Below are 11933 nucleotides of genomic sequence, written 5' to 3'. Positions count from 1 at the left end.
GTCACGGTGCCCACACAGTTCGTCCTCAGCCGTCCGGACCCGGATCCAGATCCACCCGCACCGTCAGCAGCCCCGCCCCGAAGGCCCGCACGGCGGCGCTGTTGAAGCGGGGCAGGGTGCGCAGCCGGGCCACGGGGTCGTCGTCGGGCAGGAGGTGTGCGGTGCCGGTGTGCCAGCGGCCCCGGATGCGCACCCGCACCCGGGGGTCCGCCCTGATGTTGCGGACGTACTGCGACCGTTCGCCGAACTCCGACACCAGCCAGAAGGAGTCCCCGGCCCGCCGGCCGCCCACCGGGGTCCGGCGGGGCAGGCCGGAGACGCGTCCCGTGGTCTCCAGGAGGGTCTGGAACGGCAGCCGGCGCAGGACGGGATTGATCCGGCGCTGGAAGGCGGTGGCGCTCCGGTACTTGCGTTCGGCGTGCGAGGTCCCGGGAGTCATCGTGCGGTGAGCCTACCGGCCGCCGAGGAAGATCGGGTTGGTGAATCCGGCCAGGGCGCCGGGCAGCGGTCCGGCGGCCGCCTCGTGCCGCAGTTCGGCGCGTACGTAGGCGGCGTACGACGGTGTGGTCCGCCACTCCACCACGCCCGCCCCGGACACCGGCAGCGGGCCGCCGGTGTGCAGCACGCCCTGGTCGGTCACGAACCGGACGGTGCAGCGCGGGGCGCCGGTGACCTCCAGGCGGACGGTGACCGGGGTGTCCCCGTCCACCCGCAACCGCTCGCCGATGCCCGCGTGTTCACCGCGCCCGCCGGACGCGGTGAAGCCGAGGGACACCTTGCCGGACTCGGCGACGTACGAGCGCCCCGCACGGATGCCGTCCAGGACGGCCTCCCGGGTCAGGTCGTCGGCGAGGACCACGGTCTGCGGGCTGCCGACGGCGTCCGGGTCGCGGTGGGCGTCGCTGCCGCCCATCGCCGGGATCCAGTCGAGCCCGTCCCGCCCGTCCCGTACGGACGCCACCAGCATGCCGTCCCAGTCGGCCAGCGCCACCTCGTCGTCGGGCGTGTACGGGCCGTTCCACACCTCCACGGCGTCCGCCTCGCCGAAGCCGAACTTCCAGGCGCAGCCGATGCAGGTGGCGTGCGGATGGGCGGGGACGACCAGGCCGCCGGCGCGGCGGATCCGCCGGGCGAACCGGCCGAAGCGGTTCTCGCGGGCGCGGTAGCGCCAGTCGACGAACGTGCCGGGGTCCGTGCCGATCGCCACCACGTGGCCGTTCCGCGTGGTGACCTCCTCGCCCAGCAGCACCAGCAGGTCGTCGCCGGCCGCCTCGGCCCAGTGGGCGTGCGCCGCGTGCGTGTTGTGCTCGCTGCTGTTGATGAAGTCCAGCCCGGCCGCGCGGGCGAGCGCGGCGATCTCGGCGGGGGTGCGGCGGCCGTCGGAGTACCAGGAGTGCAGGTGGCAGTCGCCCCGGTACCAGGCCCGCCCCCGCCCCCTGGCCCGCTCCGGCGGGTACACCGGCCGCACGGTCTCGCCGGGCTCCCCGTAGGTCAGCGTCACGGTGATCTCGTACGGCAGTCCCCGCGGGGCCACGGTGTAGGGGCCCAGCGCGATGTGCCAGGTGCCCGCGCGCACCGGGCCGGGAATGTAGCCGGGGGTGGCGTCGTCGGCGCGGAGGAAGAACTCCGTGCGGGCCCCGCCCGACCAGCCCCGGAAGCCCCGGCCGCCCAGGTCGGTGCCGCGCTCGTCGAAGATGCCGATGTCGAGGGCGTTGCCGGTGGTGCCGGCCGGCACGGTGGGCCGGTCGTAGGTGTAGGCGACCTTGATCTCGCGGACGCCGTCGGGCACCTCGACGGGGACGTACACGAAGTCGGGGGAGCCCGGCGGGAGGGTGCCGCGCACCGTCCTCGTCTCCCGGCCGTCCCGGTCCGCCGCGGAAGCGAAGCTCACGCTCCCCAACGTAAGCGCGGCGGCGGCGCCCGTCACGAACACGGCGCGCCGCCCGATCCCGCTCTGCTGCTCCTCGCACATGCTGCTGCTCCCAGGTGTCGTCCGATGACAGGACTCGGGTGGTGCAGGGGTCGGTGCGGTGCCACCTTTGTAGTGAGCGGTGAACTGCCGTGTAAGAGAAGGGAATCGACAGCAGACCATGAGATTCGCCTGGTTCGTCTGGCTCACCCGGCACCTCGACGGTCTCGGTTTCAGCCACGGCCCCGTGAAAGGCGCGATCGGAACGGCCGCCGTGCTGCTCACCGCCGTGCTGCTCGGCTTCGCGCTGCGCCGCCACCGGCCGGCCGACCTGGCCGTCGGCGGTTTCACGGCGGTCGCGGGAATCGGCTGGCTGGCCTTCCACTGAACCGAGCGGGGCGCGAGGAGCCCGTGGGAGGACGGGGAGGCCGGGACGGAATGCCGACCGGTCGGTATGGACAGGTGGGGCCCGTGCGGGTATTGATGGGTCCGTCGTCCGCGTACGAAAGGCCGCTCATGCGCATCGCCGTCACGATCTTCCTCACCGACGAGACGATCACCCCGGTCCGGCTCGCCCGTGAGCTGGAGCAGCGCGGGTTCGCCGGGCTGTACCTGCCGGAGCACACGCACATCCCCGTCGAGCGGACCAGCCCGTACCCGGCGGGCGGGGAGCTGCCGCGGGAGTACGGCCGCACGCTCGACCCCTTCGTCGCGCTCGGGCAGGCCGCCGCCGTCACCGGGCGGCTGGGGCTCGGCACCGGCATCACGCTCGCCGCGCAGCACGACCCGATCGACCTGGCCAAGCAGATCGCGACCCTGGACCACCTCTCCGGCGGCCGGTTCACGCTGGGGCTCGGCTTCGGCTGGAACGTCGAGGAGGCCGCCGACCACGGGGTGCGGTGGCGGACCCGGCGCGAGCTGGTGCGGGACCGGATGGGGCTGATGCGGGCCCTGTGGGCGGAGGAACCGACGGCGTACGAGGGGGAGTTCGGGAGCGTGCGGGCGAGCCTCGCGCACCCCAAGCCCGTGCAGAAGCCGCGCGGTCCTGTGGTCGGGCCGCGCACCCTGGTCGGCGGGGCGGCGGGACCGAAGCTGTTCGCGCACATCTGCGAGTACGCCGACGGCTGGCTGCCGATCGGCGGGCGGGGCCTGACGGAGTCGCTGCCCGCGCTGCGCACCGCCTGGGCCGACGCGGGCCGCGACCCCGGCGCCCTCCAGGTCGTGCCGTACGCCGTGCGTCCCAGCGCGGGCAAGCTGGCCCACTTCGCGGATCTGGGCATCGAGGAGGTCGTGGTGCAGCTGCCGCCGGAGGGGGAGGCGGAGATGCTGCGGGCGCTGGACGCGTTCCAGCCGTTCGTGGACGGGGAAGCGGGCGGTGCGGAGGAAGGGGCCCGATGAGGACGGACAAGGGGCCTGATCAGTCCGAACGTATGCTCAAGGAATGACGACTTCCGTGACCACCGGAACCGGCGGCCCCACCGAGAGCTCCCTGCGGCGCGCCCTCAGACGCGCCCGGGACGGTGTCTCCCTGGACGTCTCCGAGGCGGCGGTCCTGCTCCAGGCGCGCGGTGAGCACCTTCAGGACCTCTCCGCGTCGGCCGCCCGGGTGCGGGACGCGGGGCTTCGGGCGGCGGGGCGCCCCGGTGTCATCACGTACTCGAAGAGCGTCTTCGTCCCGCTGACCCGGCTGTGCCGGGACAAGTGCCACTACTGCACGTTCGTCACCGTGCCCGGCAAGCTGCGCCGGGCCGGACACGGGATGTTCATGTCGCCGGACGAGGTGCTGGACATCGCCCGCAAGGGCGCCGCCCTCGGCTGCAAGGAAGCCCTCATCACCCTCGGCGACAAGCCCGAGGACCGCTGGCCCGAGGCGCGCGAGTGGCTCGACGCGCACGGCTACGACGACACGATCGCCTACGTCCGCGCCATCTCCGTCCGGATCCTGGAGGAGACGGGACTCCTCCCGCACCTCAACCCGGGCGTCATGACCTGGACGGACTTCCAGCGCCTCAAGCCGGTCGCGCCGTCGATGGGCATGATGCTGGAGACGACGGCGACCCGCCTGTGGTCCGAGCCCGGCGGCCCGCACCACGGCTCCCCGGACAAGGAGCCGGCCGTGCGGCTGCGGGTGCTGGAGGACGCGGGCCGCTCCTCGGTCCCCTTCACCTCCGGCATCCTCATCGGCATCGGCGAGACCTACGAGGAGCGCGCCGAGTCGCTGTTCGCCCTCCGCAGGATCTCCCGCGCCCACCACGGCATCCAGGAACTGATCATCCAGAACTTCCGCGCCAAGCCGGACACCGCGATGCGCGGCATGCCGGACGCGGAACTCGACGAGCTGGTCGCCACGGTCGCCGTCGCCCGGCTGGTCCTCGGCCCCGCCGCCTGCCTCCAGGCCCCGCCGAACCTGGTCGACGCCGAGTACGGGCGGCTGATCGCGGCCGGCATCGACGACTGGGGCGGGGTCTCCCCGCTCACCATCGACCACGTCAACCCCGAGCGGCCCTGGCCGAAGATCGAGGAACTGGCCGAGCAGTCCCGGGCGGCCGGCTTCGAGCTGCGCGAACGCCTCTGCGTCTACCCGGAGTTCGTGCGGCGGGGCGAGCCGTGGCTGGACCCGCGGCTGCGCCCGCACGTGGCCGCGCTCGCCGACCCGGAGACGGGTCTGGCCCGCGCGGACGCGGTGGTCGAAGGCCGGCCGTGGCAGGAGCCGGACGAGGCGTTCACCGCGACCGGCCGCACCGACCTGCACCGCACCATCGACACCGAGGGGCGCACCGGCGACCGCCGCGAGGACTTCGACGAGGTCTACGGCGACTGGGACGCCCTGCGCGAGGCCGCCGCCCCCGGCATGGTCCCGGAGCGCATCGACACCGACGTGCGCGGGGCCCTGCGCACGGCGGCCGACGACCCGACGCGGCTCACGGACGCGGAGGCGCTGGCGCTGCTGCACGCGGACGGTCCCGCGCTGGACGCGCTGTGCCGGGTCGCGGACGACGTCCGCAAGTCGGCGGTGGGCGACGAGGTCACCTACATCGTCACCCGCAACATCAACTTCACCAACGTCTGCTACACCGGCTGCCGCTTCTGCGCCTTCGCGCAGCGCCGCACCGACGCGGACGCCTACACGCTCTCGCTGGAGCAGGTCGCCGACCGCGCCCAGCAGGCGTGGGACGTGGGCGCGGTGGAGGTCTGCATGCAGGGCGGCATCCACCCCGACCTGCCGGGCACGGCGTACTTCGACATCGCGAGGGCGGTGAAGGAACGCGTCCCCGGCATGCACGTGCACGCCTTTTCCCCGATGGAGGTCGTCAACGGCGCGACCCGCACCGGCCTGTCGATCCGGGAGTGGCTCACGGCGGCGAAGGAGGCCGGCCTGGACACCATCCCCGGCACGGCGGCGGAGATCCTCGACGACGAGGTCCGCTGGATCCTGACCAAGGGGAAACTCCCGGCGGCGACCTGGACCGAGGTGGTCACCACGGCCCACGAGCTGGGCATCCGCTCCTCCTCGACGATGATGTACGGCCACGTCGACCAGCCCCGCCACTGGCTGGGCCACCTGCGGACCCTGGCGGACATCCAGCGGCGGACCGGTGGCTTCACGGAGTTCGTGACGCTTCCCTTCGTGCACACCAACGCCCCCGTCTACCTGGCGGGCATCGCCCGCCCGGGCCCGACGGTCCGGGACAACCGCGCGGTCACGGCGATGGCCCGCCTCCTCCTCCACCCGCACATCCCGAACATCCAGACGAGCTGGGTGAAACTGGGCGCGGAGGGCGCGGCGGAGATGCTCCGCTCCGGCGCGAACGACCTCGGCGGCACGCTGATGGAGGAGACGATCTCGCGGATGGCGGGTTCGTCGTACGGCTCCTACAAGTCGGTCAAGGACCTGATCGCGGTCGCGGAGGCCGCGGGCCGCCCGGCGAAGCCCCGCACCACCCTGTACGGCGAGGTGCCCAAGGAGCGCCGTCGGGCGGCGGAGGCGTCGGACGGTCACCTGCCGGAGCTGCTGCCGGTGCTGGACTGAGACGGACCGGGGGAGCGCGGGCGCTGGCAGTAGGATGATCCGAACCGCGTTCGACCGGGTGCCGTGGCCTGCGATCGGGACCCGTAGCTGAGGAGATGCGTACCGGTGCCTGCCCGTCTTCCTTCGTGGGCCTGGGTGACCGGGCTGACCACGGGGGCGATTGCCGCGGTGGCGGTCCTGGCCGTCCAGGCGGACCAGGGGACGAAGCCCGTCGCCGCCACACCCCGGCCGAGCGCGTCGGCGACGGCGGACGCGAAACCGTCCGCCGAGCCGGAGGAGGAGAAGCCGGTGGCGGTACCGGACGGCTCGGGCACCGGCCGCCGGATCGTCTACTCCCTCGGCCAGAAGCGGGTCTGGCTGGTCGACGCCAGCGACACCCCCCGCCGCTCCTTCGCGGTCTGGCCGGGCACGGTCGCCCCGGACCCCGGCACGTACACGATCGGCAAGCGCACCGAGGCCACCACCGGCAGCGACGGCGTCCCGGTCGAGCACATCATGTACTTCGCCCAGAAGTCCGGCGTCTTCGTCGCCTTCTCCAACGCGGTCGACGGCTCCTCGCCCCCGCCCGCGGACCCGGGCGCGCAGACGGGCGGCATCCGCGTCGGCAAGTCCGACGGCAAGTCCCTGTGGACCTTCGGCGCGGCGGGCACGACGGTCAGGGTCGTCGAGTAGGCGCGGCGGAGCACGAGAAGACCGGTCGCGGCGACGTGCGTGGCTACTCGGTGTCTTTCGGGTGGCGAGTGGACGCGTACACGAAATGAACCGTGCGGCGTGCCTCGTCGACGAGGTAGCGGACGCGGCCGCCTGACGTCACCTCGTACTCCCACTGGGGATAATCCCGACCACCGAGGCCGCCGGTGGCCAGTCGGCCGCGGAGCCTGTGCTGACGGTCCGGGTCGGCCCGGGACAGTGGATCGCGGCGCAGGGCTTCGAAGCACCGACGTGTGTTCCCCGGGGCCTCCGCGCCCAGCTCGCCCCATCCCTTGGCTGCTTCGTTGGTCGCGAATCGCAGGCGCCACTCACCGTCCACCGGCGGCGGAGCGACGTCGTCACCGCGCTTCGGACTCACGGCACCGTCACCTCGCCGTGGTCCTCGTCCGGCCGCGGGCGGGTGAGCTGTGCCGTGAGCTCAGGATCGGCGAGGATACGAGCCGTCGCGCGCCATTCGACGACGAGGCGATGAAGATTGCCATGGACGTCCAGCTGGGCCGCGTCGTGCGTGGCGTCGATGAGTTCGGTCACGAACTCCCGCGACTCCTCGGCGTTCAAGTGGCGGACCCACGGGAAGACCGATGGCAGCGCGCGCAGTATGGCCCGCTCGCCGGCGTCACTGCGCACAAGGGCGGCCAGGAGACGGGCGGTGATGTCCGCCGTCTCCTCGCGCTGCTGGTCGTGGCGGGCGGTGGTCAGGTAGAGATCCTCGCCGTCCCGACGCGTGACGTGCACGCGCTGCGTCCGGTCGAGTGTCTCGGCGACCCGCTTCGAATTCTTCGAGAGCTCGGAAAAGGCAACCGTGGGAGTGGACACGGGTCGACGGTACTTCGGAATGTATTCCGAAGTCAATCGGGGCGGTGACCGGATTGCCCGCCCTGCTGGACCGGCAACTGGTCGACCAGCAGCACCACCCCGCTGAAGACGAACACCCGCAGCGCCGCGTCCAGGCCGTTCCAGTCCTCCGACTGCCACATCGCGAACCACTCGCCGCCGATCGCCATGAAGCCGGCGCCGAAGAGGAGCATCACCATCAGCAGGCCGTAGGTGGAGACGCGGCGGGCGCGCGGGTGGTCGTGGCGGACCCAGAGCCAGGTGCCGTACACCAGGACCAGCGCGGCGGCCGTCTCCCAGACGATGATCGCGATGTACGCGGCGTCCTGCACGCCCTCGTTGGTGATCGCGCGCCACATCAGGTCGTCGTCCTTGAACGTGGTGTCCATCGCGAGGACGTGCCGTACGAAGTCCTGGTTCGTCCCGAAGTCCGTGATGTTGCCGAAGGCGACCAGCGCCATGTAGAGGGCGACGGAGGCGGTGAGGAGCGTGGCGGCGAGGGGCAGCGCGCCGCGTGCGGTCGTGGTGGGCATGCCCTCTTCCTTCCCCGCGAAGGCCGTTGTCTCCCCTGCCGGTTGAGCGAGAATGGGGCGCGTCGGGTTCCGGGGTGAGGAGACGTTCGCGTGGCGCAGGCACGGTCGTCGATGCAACAGATCGTCCAGCGGCGCAGACGCACCGGACTCGTGGCCCGCGACGCCGAACGCGAGTTGTTCCGGGCGAACTTCGACACCTCGCCCGAGGAGGAACGGCACCGCTTCCTGTTCCACGTGCACGGCGACGCGGGGGTCGGGAAGACCTTCCTGGTCCGGGAGTTCGAGCAGATCGCCCGGGAACGGGGGGCGCTGACCGCGTACGTCGACGAGAGCGCGGGCAGCGTGCCCGAGGTACTGGCCGCGGTGTGCCGTCAGGCCGGCGACCAGGGGCACCGCTTCAAGGAGCTGGACAGGCTCCTGCTCGCACACCGCGAACGGCGCCACGAGGCGGAGCTCGCCGCTCTCGCCGCACTGGACCCGCAGCCGGACGCCGGCGGCCCGTCGGCGGGCAGCATGGCCCTGGCCCGGGCGGGACTGGCCGGGCTCGGACTGATCCCGGGCGTCGGCGCCTTCGCCGGCGCCGTCGATCCGGGGCAACTCGCCCAGGGCGCCGACCGGTTGCGCTCCGGGCTCGGCGCACGCTTCCGCAGCCACGAGGACGTGCGGCTGGTCCTCTCCCCGGAGAGCGTCCTCACCCCGGTGCTGACGAAGGAACTCGCCGACGCCGCCGCCTCGGTGCCGTGGATCGTGCTGTTCTTCGACACCTACGAGCGCACCGGCCCCTTCCTCGACGGCTGGCTGCACGACGTGATGACGACCGACCGCCACGGCGTCCTGCCCGCCACCGTCGTGGTGGTGACCGCCGGCCAGCGCCCCTTCGACACCGCCCGCTGGGGCGGCTTCGCGGATTTCATGACCGCGGTGCCGCTCGAACCGTTCACCGAGGCGGAGGCGCGTGGCCTGCTCGCCGGCCGGGGCGTCACGGCGGAGCCGGTCGTCGCCGAGGTCCTGCGGCTCACCGGCGGCCTCCCGGTCCTGGTCTCCACCCTCGCCGGGACCCGGCCCGCCGGACCCGACGACGTGCAGGACCCGAGCGCGACGGCGGTCGAGCGGTTCCTCAAATGGGAGCGGGAACCCGCGCGCAGGGCCGCCGCGGTCTGGGGCGCGCTGCCGCGCTGGCTGGACGCGGACGTGTTCCGGGTGGCGGCCGACTGCCCGGAGGAGCGGTGCGACGAGCTGTACGACTGGCTGGGCGGGCTGGCGTTCACCGACGAACGCGCGGCCCGGCTCCGCTACCACGACGTCGTGCGCGCCCCGATGCTGCGGTGGCAGCGCACCCGCTCCCCGCGCGGCTGGGCGGAACGGCACCGCCACCTGGCGGGGACGTTCCGCCGGTGGCGGGAGGAGACCGAGGCCGGGCGGGACGCCGCGGAGCTGTGGGCGGACGCGGAGTGGCGGGAACTGCGGCTGGCGGAGTCGTACCACCTGCTGTGCGCCCGGGAGCGCGGGGCGCCGCAGGCGGTGGTCGGGGATCTGATCGCGGCCTGCGAGCAGGGCGAGGCCGCGGCCGAGCGGTGGGTGCGGCTGCTGGAGGACGCGGGCCGGGACGCGGACCTGGAGACACTGACCGGCTGGTGGCGGGAGCTGTCCGAGGCGCTCGGGGAGGGCGGCCCGGCGGCCGTCCTGGACCGGCTGTTGGGCTTGCTGCCCCAACCACCCGTCAAGAAGGCCCGGGCGAACCGCCACCCCTTGGTGGTCGGTGACGACGCCGACCTGCTGCCGGGTCTGTGGCCGGTCCCCCCGGGCGCCGACGCGGGGCGGCACGACGAGGACCACGAGGCCGACGAGGCCGACGTGCCCTGGCCCGCCGACCCGGACCCCGGCTCCGAGCCGTACGTTCCCGGGGCCGCCGACCCGGACCCCGGCATCCTGCTCCCGGCCTCCCTGGCCGTCCGGCTCCAGCGCGGCTCGGCCGTCCTGGCCGCGGCCCGGGGCGACTACGGGGCCGCCGTCACCCGGCTGCGGTACGCGATCCGGCTGGCGCCGCGGGACGCCGGTCTCTTCGCCCTGAGGGGGGAGTACCGCCGCGTCCTGCGGCAGCACTCCGCGGCGGTGCGGGACCTCCGCCACGCGCTCACCCTGGATCCGGGGCGCGCCTACGCCTGGGCCTCCCTCGGCGCCGCCCGTCTCGCCCTCGGCGCCCCGGCCGCCGCGCTCATCGCACTGGACCGCGCCCTTGAGCTCGACCCGGACTACGCCTGGGCGCTGATCCGCCGGGCCCGTGTCTGGCGGGAGCTCGGCGAACCCGGACGCCGGCTCACCGACCTCGACCGCGCCGTCGCCCTGCAGCCCGACTCGCCGTGGGCCCACTGCGAGCGCGGGGACGCGCTGCGTGCCGCCGGCCGGGACGAGGAGGCCCTCACCGACTACGACGTCGCCCTGACCCTCGACCCCGACTACGCGTCGGCGTACGCGAGCCGGGGGGTCTCCCGCTTCCACCTCGGCCGCGCCGCGGACGCCCTGGCCGACCTGGACCGCGCCCTGGAACTCAGCCCCTCCTACGCGTGGGCGCGGGACCGGCGCGACGAGGTCGTACGTCACCTGGACGGCTGAAATCCCCCTGTCCGCCCCCTTCCGATCACCCGGTTCACACTCCTCACACTCCGCATCCCGATCCGCCCCCTCAACCGACCGTCCCCGTTCGATTACAGTGCTGGGCGTCGTACGAACGGACGGTGCCTGGGAGGTCGTGGTGGCCGGTACTGCCGGGCCCGTGTGGGGGCGCCGTGAGCAGCAGGACTTCCGCAGCCGGGTGCGCGGGACGCTGCTCGGGGCCGCCCTCGGGGACGCGCTGGGCGCGCCCGTGGACGGGGTGACGACCGACGGGATACGGGAGGCGCACGGCGCGGAGGGCCTCGCCGACCTCGCCCCCGCCCACGGCCGGCGCGGTGCCGTCACCCACCACACCCAGCTCACCCTCTTCTCCGTGGACGGCCTGATCCGCGCCCAGGTACGGCGCGACACCGGCGCCTGGCACCCGCCGACCGATCTGCACCGGGCGTATCTGCGCTGGGCCACCACCCAGCGGGACTGGGGCCCGGACGAGCGGCGCGAGGACGACGGGTGGCTGGCGCGCGAGGAGTGGCTGTACGCCCGCCGGAACCCCGCCCGCCCGCTGCTGCTGGGGCTCGGGGACGAGGTGATGGGGACGCCCGAGGCGCCCAAGAACCCCGGTGCGGCGGGGCCCGAGGCCGCCGCCCGGTCCGCGCCGTTCGGGCTGCTCGTCGGCTGGGAGCCGCAGCTCGTCGCCCAGCTCGCCGTGGAGTGCGCGGCGCAGACCCACGGCCACCCGGTCGCCTGCCTCGCGGCGGGCGCGTACGCCGTGATCGTGCACGCGCTGGCCCGGGGCGAGAGCCTGGACACGGCGGTGCAGCGGGCGCTCGCGCTGCTGGCCGCCCGGCCGGGCCACCAGCCGGTGTCGGACGCGCTCCAGCACGCGCTGGGCGCCGTACGGCAGGGGATACCCACTCCGCAGCGGGTCACGGAGCTGGTCGGGAACGCCACCGCCGAGGGAGTGCTCGCCGCCGCCGTGTACTGCGCGCTGGTGGGGGAGGACGTACGGCAGGGGCTGTGCCTGGCCGTGAACCACGACGGTCCCAGCGCCGCCGCCGGGGCGCTGGCCGGCGGGCTGCTCGGGGCGCTGCACGGCGAGACGGCCCTCCCGCCGGCCTGGCTGGCCGAGCTGGAGGGCCGTCCCACGATCCTGGAACTCGCCGACGACTTCGCGATGGAGATGACCCAGGGCCCCGCGCTGCACGGGCCCGCGGGCTCGTCCCCGGCGTGGCTGGCGCGCTACCCGCGAGGGGCCTGACCCCTGATAGGGGCGCGGGCACAAAGGGGCGCGGGGAACTGCGCG

The 11933-nt window shown here is 74.0% G+C and carries 10 protein-coding genes; 6 read left to right on the top strand and 4 right to left on the bottom strand.

The features are described 5' to 3' along the window. Nucleotides 1-25 precede the first annotated feature (25 nt). Both AB0A94_RS25435 and AB0A94_RS25430 read right to left on the bottom strand, forming a co-directional pair. Entirely contained in the window at nt 26-439 is a 414-nt protein-coding gene (locus tag AB0A94_RS25435; protein WP_361747892.1) for a nitroreductase/quinone reductase family protein, read from the bottom strand. A gap of 12 nt (nt 440-451) precedes the next feature. Further along, nucleotides 452-1972, bottom strand: a complete 1521-nt coding sequence (locus AB0A94_RS25430; protein WP_361747890.1) for a CehA/McbA family metallohydrolase — start codon at nt 1970-1972, stop codon at nt 452-454. A gap of 118 nt (nt 1973-2090) precedes the next feature. On the opposite strand from AB0A94_RS25430, the gene AB0A94_RS25425 reads away from it, so the two are divergent. The 4 genes from AB0A94_RS25425 to AB0A94_RS25410 all read left to right on the top strand — a co-directional run bounded on the left by AB0A94_RS25425 (nt 2091) and on the right by AB0A94_RS25410 (nt 6611). Next, the gene (locus AB0A94_RS25425; protein WP_361747887.1) at nt 2091-2297 is read left to right on the top strand and encodes a hypothetical protein; all 207 of its coding nucleotides are present in this window, start codon (nt 2091-2093) and stop codon (nt 2295-2297) included. 128 nt (nt 2298-2425) lie between these two features. Beyond that, on the top strand, nt 2426-3307 hold the full coding sequence (locus tag AB0A94_RS25420) for an LLM class F420-dependent oxidoreductase (RefSeq protein WP_361747885.1): 882 nt from the start codon (nt 2426-2428) through the stop codon (nt 3305-3307). A gap of 43 nt (nt 3308-3350) precedes the next feature. Further along, a complete protein-coding gene (locus AB0A94_RS25415) occupies nt 3351-5939 on the top strand; it encodes a bifunctional FO biosynthesis protein CofGH (RefSeq protein WP_361747882.1) in 2589 nt (862 codons plus the stop codon). 105 nt (nt 5940-6044) lie between these two features. After that, nucleotides 6045-6611 (top strand): hypothetical protein, encoded by a 567-nt coding sequence (locus tag AB0A94_RS25410; RefSeq protein ID WP_361747880.1) that lies wholly within the window; start codon nt 6045-6047, stop codon nt 6609-6611. A 393-nt stretch (nt 6612-7004) separates the two neighbouring features. On the opposite strand, the gene AB0A94_RS25405 is transcribed toward AB0A94_RS25410, so the two are convergent. Together AB0A94_RS25405 and AB0A94_RS25400 are read right to left on the bottom strand one after the other, a co-directional pair. Then, on the bottom strand, nt 7005-7466 hold the full coding sequence (locus AB0A94_RS25405) for a prevent-host-death family protein (protein ID WP_217129665.1): 462 nt from the start codon (nt 7464-7466) through the stop codon (nt 7005-7007). Between the two features lie 32 nt (nt 7467-7498). Continuing rightward, on the bottom strand, nt 7499-8017 hold the full coding sequence (locus AB0A94_RS25400) for a DUF2165 domain-containing protein (RefSeq protein ID WP_361747878.1): 519 nt from the start codon (nt 8015-8017) through the stop codon (nt 7499-7501). 90 nt (nt 8018-8107) lie between these two features. Between AB0A94_RS25400 and AB0A94_RS25395 the strand changes: the two genes are divergently transcribed. Then, the gene (locus AB0A94_RS25395) at nt 8108-10630 is read left to right on the top strand and encodes a tetratricopeptide repeat protein (protein ID WP_361747875.1); all 2523 of its coding nucleotides are present in this window, start codon (nt 8108-8110) and stop codon (nt 10628-10630) included. 139 nt (nt 10631-10769) lie between these two features. Further along, a complete protein-coding gene (locus AB0A94_RS25390) occupies nt 10770-11888 on the top strand; it encodes an ADP-ribosylglycohydrolase family protein (RefSeq protein ID WP_361747873.1) in 1119 nt (372 codons plus the stop codon). Nucleotides 11889-11933: the final 45 nt, after the last annotated feature.

This window comes from Streptomyces sp. NPDC044984, assembly GCF_040646935.1.
Lineage (GTDB): Bacteria > Actinomycetota > Actinomycetes > Streptomycetales > Streptomycetaceae > Streptomyces.
The sequence above is the reverse complement of the archived record's forward strand: the minus strand, read 5'-3'. Positions and strand labels throughout refer to the sequence as shown.